This window comes from Falsiroseomonas algicola (assembly GCF_011040385.1).
Lineage (GTDB): Bacteria > Pseudomonadota > Alphaproteobacteria > Acetobacterales > Acetobacteraceae > Falsiroseomonas > Falsiroseomonas algicola.
In genome coordinates this window covers 917,589-938,910 of the sequence record NZ_JAAIKB010000001.1, presented here as the reverse complement: position 1 = coordinate 938,910, position 21,322 = coordinate 917,589, and the positions used below count along the sequence as shown (strand labels likewise).

Below are 21,322 nucleotides of genomic sequence, written 5' to 3'. Positions count from 1 at the left end.
CGGGTTGTGTAGCCCGCCGCCCGGGGCAGGGCTACTTCGTCCCGCGTCGCTGGTCCGGATGCAGCGCGGTGCCGAGGATGTGGGAGGACCGCCCGATGACGTGCCCGGCGCCGCCGACGATCAGCGGATCCGGCGCATGCACGACATGCTCATCCTTGCCTTCATAGGGCAGCGCGTTGAGGAAATGCCGCATCGCCTCCAGCCGCGCGCGACGCTTGTCGTTGGACTTCACGATGGTCCAGGGGGCATCGGCGGTGTCGGTGTAGAAGAACATCGCCTCCTTCGCCTCCGTGTAGTCGTCCCACTTGTCGAGGCTCGCCTTGTCGATCGGCGAGAGCTTCCACTGCTTCAGCGGATCCGTCTCCCGCGCCTCGAACCGCTTGAGCTGTTCGTCGCGGGTCACGCTGAACCAGAACTTGAAGAGGCGTATGCCAGAGCGCGTCAGCATCCGCTCCAGCTCCGGCGCCTGGCGCATGAACTCCAGGTATTCGGAGGGGCTGCAGAAGCCCATCACGCGTTCCACGCCGGCGCGGTTGTACCAGGAGCGGTCGAAGAAGACGATGTCGCCGCCGGCCGGCAGGTGCTGGACGTAGCGCTGGAAGTACCATTGCGTGCGCTCGCGCTCGGACGGCTTCTCCAGCGCGACGATGCGGGCGCCGCGGGGGTTCAAGTGTTCCATGAAGCGCTTGATGGTGCCGCCCTTGCCGGCGGCGTCGCGGCCCTCGAACAGGATGACGATGCGTTCGTTGGCATCCTTCACCCAGGCCTGCGCCTTCAGCAGCTCCACCTGCAGCGGCTTCACCCGCGCCAGGTATTCCTTCTCGGTCAGCCGGGTGGCGTAGGGGTATTCGCCGGTCTCGAAGGCACGTCGGACCGCTTCCGGGTCATGCCGCAGTGCCGCCAGCCGACGATGGGGGCGGGACAGGTCAGCCGCGGCATGGGCAATGCCTTCGGCCGCATCCGGGGCCGGGGCCGGGACCGGCGGGTCGGCCGCTTCGCGCGGTGCGGGCGTGGCTCCGGGCAGGATCGCGCCGTCGGTCGTCATGGGCCCCCCCTGGGTGGCGGTGGTGTCGGTGCGAGACTAGGCGCGGTCCAGGAGTGGCCGCATGATCTGTGTCAATTCCGTGACGATCGCCGCGTCAGGGGATCATCACCCGGATGAAGAAGGCATCCGTGGCTTCGAGATCCGCAGGCCGCACCGGGAAACGATGGGTGTCCATCGCCGTGCGGTTGGGCTGCGTCGCCGCCATGTTGAAGACGAGTGCCGCCGTCACGGTGGGCTCCCGCTCCGCATTCACGCCGACGAGTTCCACGCGCACGCTGCGCCGCGCCTCGGTCTGCTTCACCGCCGTGGCGGAGAAGCTGTAGAGCGCGACGGGCTGCCCCTCCCGCGCCTGGTCGGCCCGGGCAAGGACGAAGTTGTTCAGGCGCACGCCGCCGCCATTCAGCTCCAGGTCGCCGAGTGCCGCCGGCGCGATCCGTCGCCAGCCGCTGTCGAATTCCTGGGCCGCGGCACCGGCGGGCTGCAGCGCGGGCAGGGTGATGGCGGCGATGGCGATCAGGGTCTTCCGCACGGCGTCGCTCCATGAAGTTGACCAGGGAGATGAGGCGCGCCGCCGGCCCGATCAACCGACGGCGACGCCAGCCTTGACCCGGATGGGCTGAACTCCGCTTGAGCGCCTGCGGGATCACGCCCAGGCCGGCATGTCGATCCAGGCGAGGTGCCCGCCCTTGCCCGCCCCGCAATCCACGAAGATGGCACGGCCGCCCTGCGCGCCGTCCGCGACATAGGGCCTGCCATCCGTGCTGCGCCTGTCATGGCCGCAGACCACCACCATGTCGGCGGGGATGCGGTCCACCCAGTCATGCACGCGGTCGGGGAAGCCATCGGGGCGGATGCGGCCCGTCACCTGGCCGTAGAGGGCCCGGGTCATCAGCCCCTGCGCCTTGCGCTCTCCCGCATCGGGCGGCGGCGCGCTGTGCAGCATGCCGGGGTGGAAGCCGCCATGGACGAAGAGCCGCCCGCCATCATGGATCCAGGCCGGGGCGCGGGCGATCTCCTCGATCGCGCGGGCCTTCAGCGCCTCCCCATCCGGGGCGGCGTCCAGCTGCGCGAGGGTGCGGTGCAGCCCCTCCGGCTGGCCGCGCACCGGCGCGCCGGTCAGCGCCCGGCGGAGCTTGTGGTCGTGGTTGCCGAGGATGAAGAGGCCGCGCCCCTCGTCGATCAGCGCGAACATCCGGCGCAGCACCTCCGGGCTGTCGGGCCCGTGGTCGGTCAGGTCGCCGAGCTGGATGATGAACATGTCTTCGGCCAGCGCGCCCTCGATGGCATGGATGAAGGCCTCGGCCTCCCCATGCACATCGGCCACGACGCGAAGCCCCGCGAAGCCGCGCCAGAGATGGCCGACCGGGATCGGCAGCGGGTGCATCACCGATCCTCCCCGGCGGCGACATCCGCTGGCTTCTTCAGGGCCGCGAAGGCGGCCAGCGCGCGGGCGCGGCCCTCCGCGTGGTCCACGACCGGCCTCGGATAGGTGTTGCCGAGCCGGATGCCGCAGGCCGAGAGGATCCCCGCCGGTGCCTCCCACGGCTTGTGGATATAGGCCGCCGGCAGCTTCGCCAGTTCCGGCACCCAGCGGCGGACATAGGCGCCCTCGGGGTCGAACTTCTCGCCCTGCAGCACGGGGTTGAAGACGCGGAAATAGGGCGCGGCATCCGTTCCGCACCCCGCCACCCATTGCCAGGAGGCACTGTTGGAGGCGAGGTCGGCATCCACCAGCGTGTCGTGGAACCAGGCCTCGCCCGCCTGCCAGGGCTGCATCAGGTGCTTCACCAGCAGGCTCGCCGCGATCATGCGCACGCGGTTGTGCATCCAGCCCAGCTGCCAGAGCTGCCGCATCCCCGCATCGACGATGGGATAGCCCGTGCGGCCGCGCTGCCAGGCTTCCAGCAGCGTGGAATCGGGCGCCCAGGGGAAGGCATCGAATTCCTGCCGCAGCGCCCGCTTCGGCATCTCCGGCCGGTGCCACAGCAGGTGGTAGGCGAATTCGCGCCAGAGGATCTCCTTCAGGAAGGTCTCCGTCGCGCCCGGCGCCGCCCCGGCCGCACGGGCGGCGTGCCAGACCTGCACCGGCGAGACCTCGCCCCAGCGGAGATGCGGCGAAAGGCCGGAGGAACCCTCGATGCCCGGCAGGTTCCGGTCGCTGTCGTAGCGGCCGAGCGCCCTGGCGGTGAAGCGGGCGATCCGTGCGGCGGCGCCTTCCTCCCCGGGCTGCCACAGGGCGCCGAAGCCCTTCGCCCAGTCGGGCTCGCCCTTGACGGGGTAGAGGCCGAGGCTCCCCAGCGTCTCGCCCCCCGCCGGCGGCTCGACCCCCGGGATGCGATCGGGCGCGGGCAGGGGGGGCGGCGGGTCGCCGGCGGCGAGCAGGGTCTTGGCGAAGGGCGAATAGACGGCATAGGGCTTGCCGCTGCCGGACCCGAAGCCGTGCGGTTCGCGCAGGATGGCCGTGGTGTGCAGCACCAGGCCGCGCCCGTCGCCCTGCAGCGCCTCATGCACACGCCGGGACTGGTCGCGCGCCCAGGGCTCGTAGCCGCGGCCGGCATGCACCTCAGCCGCCCCGATCGCGGCGGCAAGCGCCGGGACGATCGTCTCCGCCCGACCCTTGGCCAGCAACAGCGGCGCGCCGCGCGCGGCCAGCGACCGGGACAGCGATTCGAGGCTGCCCTTCAGCCACCACCGCGCCGCGCCGCCATGCGCCCATTCCCCGGCCGCCTCGTCATCCAGGACGAAGACCGGCAACACGCGGCGCCCGCCGGCCAGGGCCGCATCCAGGGCGCGATGGTCGGAGAGCCGGAGGTCGTGGCGGAACCACAGCAGGGCGGGCGGAGGGGAGGCATCATGCGCAGTCATCCCCCTCATGTAGGACGAAACGCGCGGGACGCGAGCATCCCGAGAGAACCATCGCGGGTTCGCCGCGTTGGATGGCCGACCGCGAGAGACCGGAATGACCGCCGCATCCCCGGCGGGCTGTCGGCCTCGTGGGACACGGAAAAAGGATGAGACGCATGATCCCGATGCAGAGGCGCGGGCTGTTCACGCTTGCCGCGGCGGGCGCTGTGATGGGTGCCGGCCTGGCCGCGCCGACGGTGCTGCGCGCCCAGACGCAGCTGCGGACGCTTGCCGATACGCTGGCGGGCGACAACCGCTTCAGGGAATTCCTGAACATCATCACCCGCGGCTCGATGGTGGACAAGTTCCGCCAGGCGGCACCGATGACGGTCTTCGCGCCGATCGATGCGGCCTTCACCGGCGCGCCGGCCGGCCTGATCGACCAGCTCCTCGGCGGGGCGCAGTCCGGCGAGAACCGGAACGACGTGGATCGGACCCGCCTCGGCGCGCTGATCGACTACCACACGGTGCCCGGCATGCTGCGTGCGGCGGAGCTCACCGGTGACCGGCGCCTGCGCACCACGAACGGCGCGGACATCGCGCTGTCCTCCGCCAATGGCCGCCTGTCGCTGCAGAACCCGGCGCCGGCGCAGCAGATCGCGGGCTTCGGCGCGGCGGGTGCCAATGTCTCCGCCCGTCCGGCGCAGGTCGTGCAGGCCGACATCATGGCCAGCAACGGCATCATCCATGCCATCGACCAGGTGATCTGGCCGTAAGCCTTCCCGGCAAGGCACGAGGCGGGGGGCGACCCCCACCCGACCCTCCCCCGCGAGCGCGGGGGAGGGCTTTTCGTGTTCAGGGCGCGGAGGCTGCCTCGGCCTCCATGGCGCGCATGGCGCCGCGCAGCGGGCCGGTGGCGAAGCTGTAGAGGCGTTCCTGGCCGATCAGGAAGGCGCGACCGCCCCGATGGAACAGCCGCGCGATGGCGGGATCGCGGATGTCGAGTCCCCCGGTGAAGGCGCCGAAGGCCGGCAGCATCAGGCGCCGCCCATCCGTCAGGAAGCAGGGCCGCGTCACGCCGCCGCCGCGCACCGGCATGGTCGCCTTCGGATGGAAGTGGCCGGAGACCTCGATGACACCCAGCGGCAGCCGCGCCGGATCGGCCTCGTGCCGGAACAGGATGGCGCCGATGCGGAGTTCCGTGACGGCGGTGCCGGGCAGGCCCTCCGGCGGCTCGGGATCGTGATTGCCGAGCAGCCAGGTGACCTCCCGCCCCTCCAGCAGCCGCTTCAGCGTCGCGCAATCCGCGGGGGGCAGGCGGGCGCAGCCATGGCGGTCATGGAAGCTGTCGCCCATCAGGACCAGCTTCTGCGGGTTCCACTTGCGGATGACGGCGCCCAGGCGGTCCAGCGTCTCCCGCGTGTCGTAGGGCGGCACGAACTGGCCGCGCGAGGCGAAGTGGCTGCCCTTCTCCAGGTGCAGGTCGGTCACGGCCAGCAGCTTCTGGGCAGGCCAGGTGCAGACACCGGCGGGGTCCAGCATCAGGCGCTGGCCGGCCATGTGGAGCGGGGCGGCAGTCATCGGTCTCAGCTTCCGAGGTTCTTGGGGGCGGTGCGGACGAAGCGGTTGTAGCGGCGGTTCCGGTCGCGGTCGCGGGGGCGGCGGACCCGGTCGCGGTCGCCACGCGGCGGGATGGCCTCCGTGACATTGGCCAGAACCTCGTTGAAGGCATCGGTGCCGAGCGTGGCGTCGGCGACCAGCGCCTCCGCCTCCGCCAGCAGCGCATCCTCCGCGCCGCCCGCGACCCATTCGCGGCCCTCCTCGATCAGCGCGGGCACGGCCAGCGGCGAGACGCGGTCGAGCGCGCGGTGCCGGATGCCGCCGGCCTTGGCGCGGGCCAGGATCAGCCCGATGCGCGCGACGTCGGTGAGGCCCGCTGCCGCCTCCTGCCGTGTGGCGCGCAGCAGGATGTGGTCGGGCTCATGCTTGCGGAGCACGTCGTAGATCAAATCGGCATTCATGGTCATCTGCCGCCCTGACTTCTCCTGCCCCGGATGGTTCTTCTCGATCAGGCCCGCGATGGTCGCGATGTTGCGGAAGGTGCGGCGGAGCATGGAGCTTTCCGCCATCCATTCCTCCAGCTCCTCCCCCAATATGTCCTCCTCGAACAGCCGCTCCACGCCGGTGGGTTCGAAGGCGCACCAGGCGGCGAGGACGTAGTCGGTGGCGAGGTAGCCGAGCGGCGCCATGCCGAGCTTCTCCATCCGCTTCGTCACCAGCATGCCGAGCGACTGGTGCGCGAGCCGCCCCTCGAAGCAATAGGCGACGAGGAACCACTTCTCGCCGCGCGGGAAGGTCTCCACCAGCAGCCCGTCGCGCGGCGGCAGTTCCGACTGCTTCTGCTGCAGCCGCAGCCATTCCTGCACGGGGGCGGGCAGCGCCTTCCAGGCCTTGGGGTCGGCCAGGATCGCGCGGACGCGGGCGGCGAGGTAGGTCGTCAGCGGCATGCGGCTGCCGGCATAGGCGGGCACGCGGGGCTCGCCCTCGCCGCCCCGCGTCACCAGGCAGGCGGTGGTGTCCAGGCCCTCGAAGCGCAGCAGTTGGCCCGCGAAGATGAAGCAGTCGCCGGGCGTCAGGGTGGAGACGAACCATTCCTCCACCTCCCCCAGCACGCCGCCGCCGCGGAGCCGCACCTTCATCAGCGGCGTCTCGACGATGGTGCCGAGGTTCATCCGCAGCTGCCGGGCGACGGCGGTGGTCTTCACATGCACGTAGCCCTGCGCGTCCCGGAACAACTTGCGGAAACGGTCGTAGGATTGGAGCGCGTAGCCGCCATCCTCCACGAAGCGCAGCGCATCGTCGAAGTCGCGCCGGGCCAGCCGGGCGTAGGGCGCGGCGCGGGTGACCTCCGCATAGAGATCATCCGGCAGGAAGGGGCCGGCCACCGCGCAGGCCAGGATGTGCTGCGCCAGCACGTCGAGCCCGCCGGGGCGGGGCGGATCGCCATCCAGCTCATGCGCCGCGATGGCCTGGCGGGCGGCGGTGCATTCGATGACCTCGAAGCGGTTGGCGGGGACCAGCACCGCCTCGCTCGCCTCATCCATCCGATGGTTGGCGCGGCCGATGCGCTGCAGCAGGCGCGCGACACCCTTGGGCGCGCCCACCTGCACCACCTGGTCCACCGCGCCCCAGTCGATGCCGAGGTCCAGCGAGGCCGTCGCCACCACCGCGCGCAGCCGCCCGGCGGCCATCGCGGCCTCCACCTTGCGGCGCTGCTCCACCGTCAGCGACCCGTGATGCAGGCCGATCGGCAGATTGTCGTCGTTCATCTTCCACAGCGCCTGGAAGCAAAGCTCCGACTGGGCGCGGGTGTTGACGAAGACGATGGTGACGCCGGCTTCCCGGATGCGGCGATAGACCTCCGGCATCGAGGCGAGGCCCATATGCCCGCCCCAGGGCAGTCGCCCATCGGGCAGCAGGATGTCGAGCCGCGGCTCCGCGCCACCCTCGCCCACCACCAGCGCCACGTCCTGCACGCCGCCAGTGGGCGAGAGGTAGCGGCGCAGCGGGTCCGGGTGGGCGACGGTGGCGGAGAGCCCGACGCGCCGCGCGCCGGGCGCCAGCGTGCCGAGCCGCGCCAGGCCGAGCGCCAGCTGGTCGCCCCGCTTGGTGCCGGCGATGGCATGGATCTCATCCACCACCACCGCGGCCAGCCCGCCGAAGAAGCTGCCGGCATCGGGCAGGGTCAGCAGCAGGGCCAGGCTTTCCGGCGTGGTGAGCAGGAAGTTGGGGGGGTTCTCCCGCTGCCGCGCGCGGCGGTTCTGCGGCGTGTCGCCGGTGCGGGTCTCGATCCGGATGGGCAGGCCCATCTCCTCCACCGGGGCCGTCAGGTTCCGGGCGATATCGACCGCCAGCGCCTTGAGGGGGGAGATGTAGAGGGTGTGCAGCCCGTCCCGGGGCGCCTCGTGAAGGTCGATCAGGCTCGGCAGGAAGCCCGCCAGCGTCTTGCCGCCGCCGGTCGGCGCCACCAGCAGCGCGCTCTCCCCCCGCCGCGCGGCTTCCAGCAGCGCCAGCTGGTGCGCGCGCGGCGCCCAGCCGCGGCCGGCGAACCAGGCGGCAAATGGTTCCGGTAATGTTCGCATTCCTCCCCATTATGGCGCGGATGCGCCTTTCGGGAAGGGGCCACGCTCAACGGGGCATGGGAAGCTGGCGGGGGACCATGAAGGGGCCGGTCGCCACGCCGTCCGGCGCCTCGGCCGGCAGGGGCAGCGCATCCAGCGCCGCCCAGGCGTCCGACCGCTCGGCGGCGGAGAGGAAGCCCCGCTCCACCAGCCAGTCACCGAGCACGCGGTAGTCCAGCACGGTCGCGCCGTGCCGGGCACCGGCGCCGCGGCCCCTGACGATCGTCGCGTCGTCCGGAAGGCCGATGCCGGCGATGGCATCGGCGACATGCACCTCCGTCACCCCGAAGCCACGCAGCTGCTCGGCGAATTTCGCCTTGGCCGGCAGGCGTCGCAGCAGGATGCCGACGCGCTGCTCCGGCCGGGCGACATAGGCGTAGAGGTGCAGGGCGGAGCCCTCGGCGAAGACCAGCCGCCTGGCCGCGCGGTAGAGCGCGATCTGGTCGGGCACCGACATCGCCTCCGGCCGCATCACCTGCCAGCCGGCCCGGGCAAAGGCCTGTTCCAGCAGTTCCTCCCCGGCGAAGCGGGCGGGCGCGACCAGCCCGGCGCGGGAGACGTAGAGACCCGGCAGCGATCCAGCCTGCGGCCCGCCCGGCGCTTCACCCAGGCGGCGGATGAAGCGGCGGAAGGCGGGATGGCCGGCCGCGACGTCGGGCGGCCCGTTGAGCATCAGCACGGAGGGCACGGCCAGATGCTCGAACGCCGTGGGGCGAAGCACGACCTCGTGCCGGAGCGCGCCGAGGCCCAGCAGGCGAAGCGTGTCCCTGACGAAGGGCAGCTGCAGGAGCGTCGCCGCGAAGCGCGCATTGCCTTCCGCGCGCGGGGCGGCGAGCGTCCAGACGATACCCTCGGCCCAACCGTCCAGGCTTTCCATGGCCCAGAGCCGACCCAGGCTCTCCATCATGAAGTGCCCGAAATGGTGATGCAGGCTGCCGCCCAGGATCCAGCGGCCGGATCGTCGGAAGGGGGCGCGCCGGGCGGCGCCCTGATCCATCAGCCCGCGCTCGAGGTCCGGGCGCGGCATGTGCACGCGGCCGCCGGCGCGGTGCAATCCCTCCGGGATGATGGCCCCCTCGGCGGTATAGGCGCCGCCATCCACGATGCGGGTCGCAACCTCCAGGCCGTATTCGGCTGCCAGGGCCGGATCGGCCAGGGCATTGGCCCGGAGGGCGGGCAGCACGATGGCCTCCGCATGACGTTCGATCACCGGTTCGGCGTCGAAGGCGATGCGGCGGGCGAGGAAGCCGCGCAGCAGGGCGCGGTTGCGCTCGGGCTGGTCCGCCGGCGCTGGTGCGGCAAGCGCCGTCTGGCCCTCTGCTTCGCCCGGCGCTGCCGGCGTGGCCGCGACCACGGCCAAGCCAGGGCCAGCACCGGGGATGGTGGCAGTGAAGCGGGGCGGGATGCGGAAGGGTGCCGCCAGGCGGGCCGGGTCCCGCGCGGCATCGCGATCGGCGACCAGCGCACGGAAGGCATCCTCCCCCAGCAGCGGCGCATCGGCGGCGACGGTCGCGGGGAAGGCGCGGGCGACGATGCCGCGGGGGGCGACACGCCAGTGCCCGCCATGGCGGCTTGCCACGGCTTCCTCCGCCCAGGTCACGGATTGGCGCTTCGCCTGCGTCGCCTCGAACAGCGCGACATCGGCGTATTTGAGGTGCAGCAGGTAGAGGTCGGGGTCGATCGCCGCGGGCTGCGGGCAATGGTGGAAGCCGGGCCGCCAGTCCAGGGGGACGCGGGAGATCAGCGGCTTGCAGTAGCGCGGGTTGAAGCGCGCGAAGCCGCGCTGCGCCAGCACGGGCCTGGTCGGGTCAAGGGGGCCCTCCGTGCCCGTCACCTGGACGATGTCGCAGCCGATGGCGCGCAGCGTCGGCTGCCGCGATGCCGCGATGAGGGAGGCGAGGCCCGGGTGGCGCGCGGGATCGGCGACCAGCAATTCGTCCGCATCGCTGAAGATCACCGCATCGTAGTAGGCCAGCAGCGAGGCCTGGAAATGGCTGACGCAGCGGGCGCGCGGCACCTCCGCGAACTCGCCCCGCGGCAGGCGGATGGTGTTCGCCACCACGCCGGCCGTGCTGCCGTCGGTCGATCCATGGTCCAGGCAGTAGAGGTTCTCCGCGCCGACTTCGCGCCCGTAATGGGCGGCCCAGAGCCGGAGGAAGAACGGCTCGTTGTAGACCATGGTGAAGGCGGCGATCCGCATCGCGGCGTGGTGCTCCCGTGTCAGCCGCGATGCGCGCCAGGCGATGGGCTTTCGGAGTCGCGTGCCACGACGATGCGGCGGTGACAACGGCCCGCGGGCGACAGCCCCGGCGAGCGGCGCGGCGACGCAACCATGGCCGATCCGATCGGCCATGGCCATGGGACCGGGACCGAAGGCTCCGCCTGGCCGCTCAGCGCCGGCGGCGGGTCCTCGCGAACTTGCCGGGCGTCTTCGCCTTCGCAGGGGCGGCCTTCGCGGGCGGTTCTGGCGGGGCTTCCTGCGCCGCCGCGCTGTCACTCAGCGGCTTGGCCAGCCAGCAGATGCCCGCGGCATCCTCGGCGGGACGAAGCGCCGCGAGCGGCCGGTAGCCGAGGTGCCGGAAGAAGTCAGGGCTTTCGAACTCATAGGCCCGCACCAGGAGCCGGGCCATCCGTGCGCCGCGGGCCTCGGCCTCCGCGGCCTCGACCAGGCGCCGCGCGATGCCCTTGCCGCGGGCAGGTTCCGCGACCCAGAGGTTGCCGAGTTCAGCGACGCCGAGCGCGCCTTTCACCGACAGGGTGGCGATCGGCTGGCCGGCCGCGTCGCGAACGGCGAACCAGCGCTGGATGGTGCCCAGGCCGGGCTTGCCGGCCCCGCGCCGCTGCCGCTTCCCGGCGCTGCGCGCGGCGGCCAGGGTGTCCTCGGCGGGCTTGACGGTTGCTTCGATGTCGATGGGCTGCATGAAACCTTCCGGAGGATCGCCCGGCGCCACGCCAGGACAGGGAGGGAGGGAGGGAAGAGTGCTGCGTCTCAGGGTTGTGGCAGACGCAACCTATAATCGTGCGATCGTGAGGGAAAACAGACAAGGTTGTGATCGACCGGGGGCGTCGTCTTCCCTTGACGAGCGGGTCGCGGCCGGCGCGCCCTTGACCCTGGCGCCAGCGTCCTGATCTGCCCTGCCATGCCGCACCCTTCACAGTGGATGCGCGTCACGCCCCAGGGGCTGTGGTGCGAACCCGGCGACTTCTTCATCGATCCCGTTCGGGCGGTGCCGCATGCCGTGATCACCCATGGCCATTCCGACCATGCCCGGCCCGACCATGGCGCGGTGCTGGCCACGCCGGAGACGCTGGCCATCATGACCCAGCGCATGGGCGAGGGGCGGGCGGGCGTGACGCAGCAGGAGCTGCGCTACGGGGAGGGCGTGGTGCGCAACGGCGTCTCCATCCGGCTGGTGCCGGCGGGGCATGTGCTGGGCTCCGCGCAGGTGGTGCTGGACTGGCAGGGCAGCCGGATCGTCATCTCCGGCGACTACAAGCGGCGGCTCGATCCCACCTGCACGCTGTTCGAGCCGGTGGAATGCGACGTCTTCGTCACGGAGGCGACCTTCGCGCTGCCGGTCTTCCATCATCCGCCGGCCTCGGCGGAGGTCGGGCGGCTGCTGGAGAGCGTGCGGCTCTTCCCGGACCGCGCGCATCTCATCGGCGTCTATGCGCTGGGCAAATGCCAACGCCTGATCATGCTGCTGCGCCAGGCCGGCTGGGACCGGCCGATCTGGCTGCATGGCGGGTTGCTCGCGATGTGCGAGCTCTATGGGCGCTTCGGGCTCGACCTCGGCGATCTGCGGCCCGTGCCGATGCCGGCCAAGCGCGGCGGCGGCGGGCTGCTGGCGGGCGAGATCGTGCTGGCGCCCACAGGGGCGGAGGCGACGCCCTGGGTGCGGCGCCTGGCGGAGCCGGTGATCTGCGCGGCCTCCGGCTGGATGCGGGTGCGGCAGCGCGCCAAGGCCAAGGGGGTCGAGCTGCCGCTGATCGTCTCCGACCACGCCGACTGGGAGGAGTTGCTGCAGACGGTGGAGGAGGTGCGGGCGCCGGAGGTCTGGGTGACGCATGGGCGCGACGATGCGCTGGTGTATGCGATGGGGCTGCGCGGCGTGAAGGGCCGCGCGCTGCACCTGCTCGGCCGCGGCGAGGAGGATGAGGCGCTAGAGGCGCCAGCGGCGCCGGAACAGACGCCAGGCGCCGGCGATATGGCCGCGGAGCCCGGCGCGGAGCGTGAGCGTGGTGCAGGTGGTGCGGATGCGTGAGGCGCGGCCGAGGCGCCGCCCCCAAGCCTTCTCGAAGGCTTCCTGGCAGTCGAGGAAACCGCCATCGACGCGGCCGGGGCTGAGATGATGCAGGTGGAAGTCGATCACCCAGGCGCTGCGCCCGGCCTGCCGCGCGGCCAGACACAGATCGGTGCCGTAGAGGTGGAAGCCCGAGAGGTCGGGCGAGGGCACGATTCCCGTGCCGCCCTTCAGCAAAAGGAAGTTCTCGTCGAGGCTGTGCACCAGGCCCGGGAAGGGGCCGCGCCGCTGGTCGGCGCCGTGCGGGTCCGTGATACGGATGAGCAACTGCCCCTCGGGCGAGGCGCCCGCATTGCCGGCGATGGCCCAGGACGGGTCATGCGCCTCCAGCGCCGCCAGCCTCTCCCGCAGCACCGCCGCGCCATCGCCGATCAGGCGCACATCCTGGTGGCAGCAGATGACGAAGCGACCGCGTGCCTCGCGGATCATGGCGGCGAGGCCGGCATAGCCGCACCAGCGGTTCGACCGGCTGTTGTCGAGCTGGAGAAACTCCGCATCGCCGAAGCCATGGGCCACGAAGCTGGCCTGCATCGCCCGCCACTGGTCGTGGTCCGTCACCAGGGTGCAGATGGAGAATTCAGGCGCCGCGGCCGCGCCGGTGGTGGTCTCGGACAGGGCGGCGATGCTGTTCACGCGCCTGTGTTGTTACAAGAGCGCGATCGGAGCGGCAAGGCATGAGCCTGCCGGCCTTCGCGGCGCTGCTGGAGCGGCTGGCCTTCACCCCGGGGCGCAACGCCAAGCTCGCCTTGCTGCGGCACTGGTTCGCGACGCAGCCGGACCCGGACCGCGGCGTCGGCCTGGCGGCGCTGACGGGCGAGTTGTCGCTGAGCGCCGCCAAGCCGGCGCTGGTGCGGGAGCTGGCGGCGTCGCGCAGTGACCCCGTGCTGTTCGACCTCTCCTACGACTATGTCGGCGACCTCGCGGAGACGGTTGCGCTGATCTGGGTGCCGCGCGCCGGCGTGAACGCGCCGCCGCCCTCCCTCGCGGAGGTGGTGGAAGCGCTGGAGACGACGGCGAAGGCGGAGCTGCCCTCGCTGATCGCGGGCTGGCTCGACACGCTGGATGCCAATGGGCGGCTGGCGCTGATCAAGCTGGTGACGGGCGGGCTGCGGGTCGGCATCTCCGCCCGCCTGGCCAAGACCGCGCTGGCGGAATGGGCGGGCGAGGATGTCGGCGCCATCGAGGAGGTGTGGCACGGCCTCACCGTTCCCTATCTCGACCTCTTCGCCTGGCTGGAGAAGCGCGGGCCGCAGCCGGATGCGCGGGACCTGCCGGTTTTCCGGCCGCTGATGCTGGCGCATCCGCTGGAGGAGCCGGACCTCGCCGCGCTCGATCCCGCGGCGCATCGGGCGGAATGGAAGTGGGACGGCATCCGCGTGCAGCTCTCCGCCACCGGCGGCGGGCGGCGCCTGTGGTCGCGGGGCGCCGAGGACATTTCCGCAGGCTTTCCCGAGATCATCAGCGCCATGGATTTCCGGGCCGTGCTGGATGGCGAGTTGCTGGTGGTCCGGGACGGGGAGGTGGCGCCCTTCGCGGACCTCCAGCAGCGGCTGAACCGCAAGGTCGTCAGCGCGAAGATGCAGGCCGCGCATCCCGTGGGGGTCAGGCTCTACGACATCCTCTTCGACGGCGAGGAGGACCTCCGCGCGCTGCCCTTCGACGAACGCCGCGCGCGGCTGGAGGCCTGGTTCGCGCGGGTGAAGCCGGCGCGGATGGACCTCTCCGCCCAGATCGCCTTCGCCTCCGTCGAGCAGCTGGGCGCCATCCGCGATGGCGCGCGGGCGGCGGCGATCGAGGGGCTGATGATCAAGCGGGCCGACAGCCTCTATGTCCCCGGCCGCACCAAGGGGCTGTGGTGGAAGTGGAAGCGGGCGCCGCTCGGCGTGGATGCGGTGCTGATGTATGCGCAGCGGGGCCACGGGAAGCGCAGCAGCTACTATTCCGACTACACCTTCGGCCTGTGGCGGCCGGACGGGCAGGGGGGCGAGGAGCTGGTGCCGATCGGCAAGGCCTATTCCGGCTATACCGACCAGGAGCTGCTCTGGCTGGACCGCTGGATCCGCAACCACACCACCGCCCGCTTCGGCCCGGTGCGGGAGGTGGAGAAGGGCCTGGTGCTGGAGGTGATCTTCGATGCCGCCCAGCGCAGCGGACGGCACAAATCCGGCGTCGCGCTTCGCTTCCCGCGCATCGCCCGCATCCGCGCCGACAAGCCGGCGGAGGAGGCCGACAAGCTGGCGACGCTGGAGGCGATGATCGTGGGCGAGGAAGCCTGAACGCGCGTTCGGTGTGGCTTTTTAGTCGCTAACCCGTTTTAGCCGATTATGCCGTTTATGCACCTTTAGTCGCGTTTTCGCGGGGTGAAGGGCGCAGTTCGGGCGGTGATAAGGCGATCATAACGGGAACGGAAGCCAGAGGCCAGGACATTTCGGCCACCCTCACTCCATCCGCGCCAGCATCTCCTGCGCCGCCCGGGCCCAGCCATCCCAGGCCGCATCGGCGGCCGCGCCGGCGCGCTCCGCCGCCACGCTCGCGGCGTTCAGGCTGCGGCGGGCTTCCTCCCGCTCCGCGCCGGTCCGGTCCTCCGCCGCGCTGCGGGCGCGGGCGAGGGCGGCTTCCGCGGTCCTGTAGCCGCGGATCGCATTGCGGGCGGTGTCGAGCAGGCCGCGCAGCTCCGCCAGCCGATCGGCCAGCGCGGCCAGGCGGTCCCGCCCCGGCGCCTCGGCGGGCAAGCGTTCGAGGACGGTGCGGAGGTTCTCCAGCGTCGCGGGGCCGCCGGGCAGGCGGCGGAGGCTCTGCTCGACGTCGATGTCCCGCCAGCGCAGCAGCACCGGGTCGCCGAGGCCGGCATCCCAGACCGGCAGGTCGCGCCGCGTTTCCTGTTCCCAGGCGAAGCGCAGCGTCTGCGGGCCGCCCTCCAGCACCACCTCATGCCGCAGGCCGAAATCGCCCTCCGCCGCCACGGGGAAGCGGGGGGTGAAGCCGGGGCGGCGGGGCAGGTCCACGATCATGCGGGCGCCGCGGCCGGCATTGGCGGCATTCGCGGGGTCAAGCGCCAGGGCAGCTTCCTGGCGCAGCATGATGCGCAGCACCACCACGCCGCGGCGGAATTCGACGCCGATCGGGCGGTCCCCACCGGCGGTGGCGCTCGACATGCGCAGGTCGCGGTCCCGCGCGAAGCCGATCAGCCGCGTCTCCCCGGGCGCCACGGCGCGGATCTCGGCATCGCCCAGGAAGGCGCCGGCCTCCGGCCCCTCCGCGCCATAGAGCGTGGCGAGGCCATCGGGCAGGGTGTGGCCGGAGGTGTTGCGGAGCCTGAGCGCCGAGAGCGGGTTGCGCGCCGAGAGGTCCTGCACCCACCAGACCCGCTCCGCCGGGAGCGCGGCATCGAGGAAGGGGAGGTTCGCCGTCTCCCCGCTGCGGACCGTGACGGGGTTGGGCAGCGCGAAGGCGACGCGGCCGGCGGCGGAGGCGGGGAGCGCGGCGGGCACGGCCGCGACGCTGTCGGCAAAGCGCACCGCCTGCTCCTGCGCCACGCCGCCACGCGCGCGGGCGGTGGGGGCCGGGGCGGGCAGGGGCATGGCGGCCATGGGGGCGGGGATGGGCGGGGGCGGCGGCGTGGCGCCGGTATCGGCGCGGACGGAGACACCCTCCGCCACGCGCACCGGCAGGTCCGGCCGCTCGACGCGGATGGGGGCGTAGAGCGCCTGGGCGAAGGCGGCGGGATTGCCGGAGACCAGCGCCAGCCGCACCCGGTCCCAATCCGCGCCGGACCGGTTCTCCACCACCGCCCAGCCTTGCAGGCGCGCCTCCCCGGTCGAGGCCGGGACGACCAGGCGCCAGGAGGGTTTCCAAAGGGGTGCCGCGGCGACGTAGCCCAGCGAGACCTCCCGCGGCGCGGTCGCGCCGGCGAGGCGGATCTCCACCTGGCGGCTGTCCGCGGTACTCGCGGCGGCGAGCGCCTCCGCCGCGCGGCGGAGGCGGGCGGCGAGGTCGGGATCGGCGAAGCGCACGCCATCGCCATCCGGCAGGGTCAGGCTGCGCAGGCCCTGCTCCGTCACCAGCGTCAGGCGCAGCGCGGGGGGCGCGTTGGGGGCCTGCACCTCCTCCGCATCCACCAGGCGCCCCGTGGCCCCCGCCGCTTCGACGGCCTGGCCGCGCAGCGCGCGGAGCAGGGTGGTGCGGTTGGCGAAATCCTCGGCCTTGAGGGGCAGGCCGCGGAAGGCCTCCGTGACCAGGTCCTGGGCCGGCAGGCGCACGCCCTCCACCCGCCCGGCGGGGTCGCGGACCAGGAGGGACTTCAGGACATCGTCCACATCCTCGACCGGCACGCGGAAGGAGAGGGCGGCATCGGGCGCAAGGCGGCCGGCGCGCTCGATCTGCGCGAGGCCGGCGTTCGAGAGGGTGACGGCGGTGACCGGGAGGTCCTGCCCCCAGGCCGGCGCCGCGGCAGGGAAGGCCAGCAGCAGGGGGGCGAGCAGCAGGCGCTTGCGCATGGGGCGGGTTCCTCCGGCGCGCATGGTGGGGCGGGGAGGGGCCAAGGGGAAGGGTTAGCCGAGGGCCGGTCCGCTGCTGCCCGAAACCGGCCGGCGGCGTTTGACGATCGCAGCCGTGCCGCCGATAGACGCGCCATGCCAAGCGACCTGATCTCCCTCGCCCCGGCCGATCCTGCCGATATCCCCGCCTTCAAGAAGGAGTTGCAGGACGCCTTCGCCGTCGCCGTCGTCGATGAGTTCGGCGCGCTACCGGATGGGCCGATCCCGTCCGACGAGGTCCTCGACGCTGCGATCGCTGCCCCGAACGCGGTGGTGCTGCGGATCCTGCGCGACGGCCAGAAGGTCGGCGGAGCCGTGCTCACGATCGACCGCGAAACCCACCACAACGAGCTCGATCTCTTCTTCGTCAAGCGGGGCGAGGAAGGGCGCGGGATCGGCCTGCGAGCCTGGCTTGCGATCGAGCAGATGTTCCCCGAGACCATCACCTGGCAGACGCACACGCCATACTTCGAAAAGCGCAACATCCATTTCTACGTGAACAAGTGCGGCTTCAGGATCATCGAGTTCTTCAACAAGCACCATGGCCACCCGGACGAGCGCTTCCAGGAAGACCTGCCCGGCGGCCATGACGAAGCCTTCCAGTTCGAGAAGGTCATGAAGGGCACGGGGAACCTTTCCCGCTCCAGGTCCCGCTGACGGCATCCGCCCCACCGCGCTGCCGGGACGGTGGTGCGCAGGGGAGCCGAGCCGTGACCTGACCGGCGCATGCATCGCGTCCGCGGGGTGGCGCGGATGGGGCCGACGCTTTCGGCCCAGGCCGGCATGCGCCGCCGCGCGGCGCCGCTGAGCTAGCCGCCCATGCTGGAGGTGCTGACCACCGCGCCGCTGCCCTGCGCGCGCCGCACTTGCAGCGCGGCCTCGGCGACGACGCCGATCACCATCCTGTCCAGCGCCCCGCGGCACTCCTCCGGCAGCGGCGGTCGCCGATCGCGCGCGGCACAAGGGCACCGGCCGGCCGCCTCCATGTTGGGGGGATGCAAGGAAGGCCGGTGGGACAGCGCGGTGGAAGTTCCGCACACCCTGCGCCCGAGCGACCCGGGCTGCGCGCGGAACCTGGCAGTGGCGGCGGCATCGCGGGGATGCCGCCGCCGGTCGCCGTCAGACGAACCAGCTGCCGGTGGCCTCGTAATTCGCCATCACCTTCGCGGCGAGGGCATCCCAGTCGATGACGCCGTCCGGGCCGGGCTGGAAGCGCGGGTCGCCCTCCGGCTCCGGCGTCCAGCCCGCCTGCGGCTCCGGGGTCCAACCCGCCTGCGGCTCCGGCGTCCAGGTGTCCTGCGGCTCGGTCGGCTCGTAGGCGTAGTCGTCCCAGGACTGCTCCTCTCCGGTCACCACCTCGATATCCGGGGTCGGTTCCACGGCGGGCGCGGCCGGTTGCGCCGGCGCCGCGCCGCCGAGCGGCGTGTAGGTCACGTCGCGCACGGTGATGGAGGTGTCCGGGTTGTTGTTCAGGAACCCGATGGTGTTGTTCATGCCGCCATGCGCGAAGTCGGTCGGCACGTTGTCGGTGAAGACGGCCTTCTCCACGCCATCGACCTGGAAGGTGATGCGGCCCGCTTCCCAGATCATGGTGTAGTCGTGGAAGACCCCGCCCTGGACGCCGTCATAGACCACGGCCTCATAGGCATCGTGGCCGCCCTCGTTCCAGTGCAGCGTGCCATACTGGCGGCCGGAGCCGTCCGGCGTGATCTCGAGCAGGTCGATTTCCTGGCCCGGCCACTGGTTGTCGCCCGGCCAGAAGATGATGGCGGGCCCGGGCTCATTGCCCTCGGCCTTCGCATTGATGGTGTAGGTGCCATAGCCGTGGCCGGCCTCGCGCCCCACCGCCCATTCCATCATCGCCGAATAGCCGGAGAGCGTGACCTCGCCGCTGACCGAGGCATCGACATTCCACAGATTGCCGATCGTGCCGAAGCCATCGTCGAAGCTGATGTGAAGAGCGTCCGTTGCAGCCATGGTTCGCAAGTCCCTTGCTTGAAATCGTTGGAGCGTCGCGGCGTGCCGCGCCAGCCATGGGCGGCGTGCCGCGCCAGCCATGGGCCGGGCGCGCCGCCTTCGTCCCGGCCCCGGGTGTCCGGAACCGGGTCGTGCCGGGATGCGGCACTGTTCGGTGGTGGGTGCTCCGCGGGCGGTGCCGTGCACGGCGCGCCTGCGGTGCCGGGCGCGACCAGCGCGCCAGGCAGGGTCGTCACGCCTTCCGTCCGGACAGGCGTGTGGTGCCATCGTCAGCCGCCCATGGGCGCGGCACGGCTGTGCGGCCGGGTTACCGGCTCCCGTGGCCGCTCCCGTTCTCGTGCAGGGCATGTACACGGTTTCGTGGCGGCTGGCCGGGCCAAAGACACGGATCGTTGATCAACCTGGGCGCGCTTGCGTGAGGCTCGGCTGGCGCGGAGGGGCGCGGGACCAGGCGTCGGTCACGCCGCTCGATTGCGGCGGGAACGCAGCGCAAGCGTCAGGGCCGGCGTGCCGGGCGGCGGCGTCTCCGCCGGCCGCCGGGATCGCCGGTCTGCCCGCGGGCGTGGCCCGTCACCCCGCCTCCACCCGCGTATCCGCCCCCAACGCCGCCCAGGCGTCCATCTCCGCCAGCAGCGCCTGCGCATGGCCGCGCACGGCGTCGATCGCGTCCTGGCCAAGCGCGAGGCGGAGCGGCGTGACCGGTGCCGCCAGCGCGATGTGCACCGCGCGTGCGGCCTTGGCGGGGTCGCCGGCCTGGGTGCCGTGCATGCCCTCGGCGAAGGCGCGGATGGGGCCGACACTGCCGGCATAGGCCTCCATCCCCGGCATGCGGCGCAGCGCGGCGCCGGCGAAATCGGTGCGGAAGGCGCCGGGCTCCACGATCAGCACCTTGATGCCGAGCGGCGCGACCTCCTGCGCCAGGGCCTCGGACATTCCCTCCAGGGCGAATTTGGCGGCGGAATATGCGCCGAAGCCGGCGAAGCTGAGCTGGCCGCCCATGCTCGAGATGTTGACCACGGCGCCGCTGCCCTGCGCGCGCAGCACCGGCAGCGCCGCCTGGGTGACGGCGACGGCGCCGATCACCATCGTCTCCAACGCCGCGCGGAATTCCTCGAGCGGCGTCTCCTCCACCGCGCCGACCAGGCCGAAGCCGGCATTGTTCACGACGGTGTCGATCCGCCCGAAGCGCGCCATCGCGGCCTCCACCGCGGTTGCCGCATCGCCGGGGCGCGTCACGTCGAGGGCCAGGGCCAGCACGCGGGCGGGATCGACGGCGACGAGGTCCGCGAGGCGGGAGGGGTCGCGCGCCGTCGCCAACACGCGGCCGCCGCGGGCCAGGGTTTCGAGGGCGAAGGCGCGGCCGAAGCCGGTGGCGGCGCCGGTGATGAACCAGACGGGGCTGTCGGGGGTGGTCATGGGGCGGGTCCTTCGCTCGGGTTCCGGATGGGCGAAGGATGGCGCGCGGGATGTCCTGCGATAACGCCGTGCATTCCGCAGGGGTCATGCGATATGGCTCATGAATGGACCGGACCCTGCTGCCCCATCTGCCCGCCATCGTCGCCGTGGCGCGGCATCGCAGCTTCGCGGCCGCGGCGGCGGAACTCGGCATGGGGGCCTCCGCCGTCAGCCACGCCGTGCGGCTGGTGGAGGACCGGCTGGGCACGCCGCTGTTCCGCCGCACCACCCGCAGCGTCGCGCTGACGGAGGCGGGGGAGCGTTTCGCGGCGGTGGCGGGCCGGGCGCTGGAGGAGATCGGCGGGGTGGCGGCCACGCTGAAGGCGGGGCAGGGGGAGGTCGCGGGGCTGCTGCGGATCAACGCGCCGCGGATCGCGGTGGAGCTGGTGATGGCGCCGATCCTGGCCCGGCTGGCGCGGGCGCATCCCGCGCTGACGGTGGAGGTGGCGAGCGACGATGCGCTGGGCGACATCGTCGCCGGCGGATTCGATGCCGGCATCAGGCTGGGCGAGATGATCGCCGCCGACATGGTGGCGATGCGCCTCACGCCGCCATTCCAGGCGATCCTGGTGGCCTCGCCCGCCTACCTGGCGGAGCATGGGGAGCCCGCCTCCATCGCCGACCTCGCCCGGCACAACTGCATCGGCTTCCGGCTGCTGGCCTCCGGCCGTGTCTATGCCTGGGAGATGCAGGAGGGTGGGCGGGATGTGGCGGTGGAGGTGGCGGGCACGGTGCGCGTCAGCGATCCGGGCTTCGCGCGCGACCTGGCGCTGGCCGGCATCGGCATCGCCTATGTCTTCGAACCCGCGGTGCGGGGCGCGATCCGGGAGGGCAGGCTGCGGCAGTTGCTGCCGGGGAGCGCGATCACGGAGCCGGGGCTGTTCCTGTACTACCCGAAGCGCCTCGCGGGCACGCCGGCGATCCGCGCCTTCCTGGCGGCGGCGCGGGCGGGTGGGTAGCGGTGGGCGCCCGGTTGTTCTT

At 72.3% G+C, this 21,322-nt stretch carries 17 protein-coding genes; 5 read left to right on the top strand and 12 right to left on the bottom strand.

Features of this window, described 5'->3' with window-relative positions:
* Positions 1 to 31: 31 nt before the first annotated feature.
* The 4 genes from ppk2 to G3576_RS04480 all read right to left on the bottom strand — a co-directional run bounded on the left by ppk2 (position 32) and on the right by G3576_RS04480 (position 3,910).
* Positions 32 to 1,045: a polyphosphate kinase 2 gene (ppk2, locus tag G3576_RS04495; RefSeq protein WP_164693095.1), complete on the bottom strand. Its 1,014-nt coding sequence runs from the start codon at positions 1,043 to 1,045 to the stop codon at positions 32 to 34.
* A gap of 94 nt (positions 1,046 to 1,139) precedes the next feature.
* Positions 1,140 to 1,574, bottom strand: a complete 435-nt coding sequence (locus G3576_RS04490; RefSeq protein WP_164693094.1) for a hypothetical protein — start codon at positions 1,572 to 1,574, stop codon at positions 1,140 to 1,142.
* 114 nt (positions 1,575 to 1,688) lie between these two features.
* A complete protein-coding gene (locus G3576_RS04485) occupies positions 1,689 to 2,429 on the bottom strand; it encodes a metallophosphoesterase (protein WP_164693093.1) in 741 nt (246 codons plus the stop codon).
* Positions 2,429 to 3,910: a cryptochrome/photolyase family protein gene (locus tag G3576_RS04480; protein ID WP_164693092.1), complete on the bottom strand. Its 1,482-nt coding sequence runs from the start codon at positions 3,908 to 3,910 to the stop codon at positions 2,429 to 2,431. The genes G3576_RS04485 and G3576_RS04480 overlap by 1 nt, the downstream gene beginning before the upstream one ends.
* A gap of 155 nt (positions 3,911 to 4,065) precedes the next feature.
* Between G3576_RS04480 and G3576_RS04475 the strand changes: the two genes are divergently transcribed.
* Positions 4,066 to 4,665, top strand: a complete 600-nt coding sequence (locus G3576_RS04475) for a fasciclin domain-containing protein (protein WP_164693091.1) — start codon at positions 4,066 to 4,068, stop codon at positions 4,663 to 4,665.
* 79 nt (positions 4,666 to 4,744) lie between these two features.
* Here the strand turns inward: G3576_RS04475 and pdeM are convergent, their stop codons facing one another.
* The 4 genes from pdeM to G3576_RS04455 form a co-directional block, all read right to left on the bottom strand.
* Positions 4,745 to 5,470: a ligase-associated DNA damage response endonuclease PdeM gene (gene pdeM, locus G3576_RS04470; RefSeq protein WP_164693090.1), complete on the bottom strand. Its 726-nt coding sequence runs from the start codon at positions 5,468 to 5,470 to the stop codon at positions 4,745 to 4,747.
* A gap of 5 nt (positions 5,471 to 5,475) precedes the next feature.
* On the bottom strand, positions 5,476 to 8,031 hold the full coding sequence (locus G3576_RS04465; protein ID WP_164693089.1) for a ligase-associated DNA damage response DEXH box helicase: 2,556 nt from the start codon (positions 8,029 to 8,031) through the stop codon (positions 5,476 to 5,478).
* Between the two features lie 46 nt (positions 8,032 to 8,077).
* Positions 8,078 to 10,270 carry a glycosyltransferase 61 family protein gene (locus G3576_RS04460; RefSeq protein ID WP_164693088.1) on the bottom strand — a complete coding sequence of 731 codons (2,193 nt, stop codon included), beginning with the start codon at positions 10,268 to 10,270 and terminating at the stop codon, positions 8,078 to 8,080.
* Between the two features lie 190 nt (positions 10,271 to 10,460).
* The gene (locus G3576_RS04455) at positions 10,461 to 10,991 is read right to left on the bottom strand and encodes a GNAT family N-acetyltransferase (RefSeq protein ID WP_164693087.1); all 531 of its coding nucleotides are present in this window, start codon (positions 10,989 to 10,991) and stop codon (positions 10,461 to 10,463) included.
* Between the two features lie 219 nt (positions 10,992 to 11,210).
* Here G3576_RS04455 and G3576_RS04450 point away from each other — a divergent pair, with 219 nt between their 5' ends.
* A complete protein-coding gene (locus G3576_RS04450) occupies positions 11,211 to 12,335 on the top strand; it encodes a ligase-associated DNA damage response exonuclease (protein ID WP_164693086.1) in 1,125 nt (374 codons plus the stop codon).
* Here G3576_RS04450 and G3576_RS04445 read toward each other — a convergent pair.
* Positions 12,234 to 13,007, bottom strand: coding sequence for an acyl esterase (locus G3576_RS04445; RefSeq protein ID WP_164693085.1), 774 nt, complete (start codon positions 13,005 to 13,007; stop codon positions 12,234 to 12,236). The two genes, G3576_RS04450 and G3576_RS04445, sit on opposite strands and share 102 nt — an antisense overlap.
* A gap of 41 nt (positions 13,008 to 13,048) precedes the next feature.
* Here G3576_RS04445 and G3576_RS04440 point away from each other — a divergent pair, with 41 nt between their 5' ends.
* The gene (locus G3576_RS04440; RefSeq protein WP_235951382.1) at positions 13,049 to 14,650 is read left to right on the top strand and encodes a cisplatin damage response ATP-dependent DNA ligase; all 1,602 of its coding nucleotides are present in this window, start codon (positions 13,049 to 13,051) and stop codon (positions 14,648 to 14,650) included.
* A 162-nt stretch (positions 14,651 to 14,812) separates the two neighbouring features.
* On the opposite strand, the gene G3576_RS04435 is transcribed toward G3576_RS04440, so the two are convergent.
* The gene (locus G3576_RS04435; RefSeq protein ID WP_164693084.1) at positions 14,813 to 16,870 is read right to left on the bottom strand and encodes a DUF4139 domain-containing protein; all 2,058 of its coding nucleotides are present in this window, start codon (positions 16,868 to 16,870) and stop codon (positions 14,813 to 14,815) included.
* A 135-nt stretch (positions 16,871 to 17,005) separates the two neighbouring features.
* On the opposite strand from G3576_RS04435, the gene G3576_RS04430 reads away from it, so the two are divergent.
* Positions 17,006 to 17,566: a GNAT family N-acetyltransferase gene (locus tag G3576_RS04430; RefSeq protein WP_164693083.1), complete on the top strand. Its 561-nt coding sequence runs from the start codon at positions 17,006 to 17,008 to the stop codon at positions 17,564 to 17,566.
* Positions 17,567 to 18,028: 462 nt separating this feature from the next.
* Here the strand turns inward: G3576_RS04430 and G3576_RS04425 are convergent, their stop codons facing one another.
* A complete protein-coding gene (locus G3576_RS04425; protein ID WP_164693082.1) occupies positions 18,029 to 18,886 on the bottom strand; it encodes a family 16 glycosylhydrolase in 858 nt (285 codons plus the stop codon).
* Positions 18,887 to 19,456: 570 nt separating this feature from the next.
* Complete coding sequence (locus G3576_RS04420) at positions 19,457 to 20,302, bottom strand: oxidoreductase (protein WP_164693081.1); 846 nt, start codon at positions 20,300 to 20,302, stop codon at positions 19,457 to 19,459.
* A 104-nt stretch (positions 20,303 to 20,406) separates the two neighbouring features.
* Between G3576_RS04420 and G3576_RS04415 the strand changes: the two genes are divergently transcribed.
* Positions 20,407 to 21,300 carry a LysR family transcriptional regulator gene (locus G3576_RS04415; protein ID WP_164693080.1) on the top strand — a complete coding sequence of 298 codons (894 nt, stop codon included), beginning with the start codon at positions 20,407 to 20,409 and terminating at the stop codon, positions 21,298 to 21,300.
* Positions 21,301 to 21,322 lie beyond the last annotated feature (22 nt).

Coding starts and splice junctions, on each gene's coding strand:
- pdeM (WP_164693090.1), bottom strand. CDS start 5,470: ATGACTGCCGCCCCGCTCCACATGGCCGGCCAGCGCCTGATGCTGGAC.
- G3576_RS04480 (WP_164693092.1), bottom strand. CDS start 3,910: ATGACTGCGCATGATGCCTCCCCTCCGCCCGCCCTGCTGTGGTTCCGC.
- G3576_RS04425 (WP_164693082.1), bottom strand. CDS start 18,886: ATGGCTGCAACGGACGCTCTTCACATCAGCTTCGACGATGGCTTCGGC.
- G3576_RS04450 (WP_164693086.1), top strand. CDS start 11,211: ATGCCGCACCCTTCACAGTGGATGCGCGTCACGCCCCAGGGGCTGTGG.
- G3576_RS04465 (WP_164693089.1), bottom strand. CDS start 8,031: ATGCGAACATTACCGGAACCATTTGCCGCCTGGTTCGCCGGCCGCGGC.
- G3576_RS04430 (WP_164693083.1), top strand. CDS start 17,006: ATGCCAAGCGACCTGATCTCCCTCGCCCCGGCCGATCCTGCCGATATC.
- G3576_RS04475 (WP_164693091.1), top strand. CDS start 4,066: ATGATCCCGATGCAGAGGCGCGGGCTGTTCACGCTTGCCGCGGCGGGC.
- G3576_RS04435 (WP_164693084.1), bottom strand. CDS start 16,870: ATGCGCAAGCGCCTGCTGCTCGCCCCCCTGCTGCTGGCCTTCCCTGCC.
- G3576_RS04440 (WP_235951382.1), top strand. CDS start 13,049: ATGAGCCTGCCGGCCTTCGCGGCGCTGCTGGAGCGGCTGGCCTTCACC.
- ppk2 (WP_164693095.1), bottom strand. CDS start 1,045: ATGACGACCGACGGCGCGATCCTGCCCGGAGCCACGCCCGCACCGCGC.
- G3576_RS04460 (WP_164693088.1), bottom strand. CDS start 10,270: ATGCGGATCGCCGCCTTCACCATGGTCTACAACGAGCCGTTCTTCCTC.
- G3576_RS04485 (WP_164693093.1), bottom strand. CDS start 2,429: ATGCACCCGCTGCCGATCCCGGTCGGCCATCTCTGGCGCGGCTTCGCG.
- G3576_RS04415 (WP_164693080.1), top strand. CDS start 20,407: ATGGACCGGACCCTGCTGCCCCATCTGCCCGCCATCGTCGCCGTGGCG.
- G3576_RS04420 (WP_164693081.1), bottom strand. CDS start 20,302: ATGACCACCCCCGACAGCCCCGTCTGGTTCATCACCGGCGCCGCCACC.
- G3576_RS04455 (WP_164693087.1), bottom strand. CDS start 10,991: ATGCAGCCCATCGACATCGAAGCAACCGTCAAGCCCGCCGAGGACACC.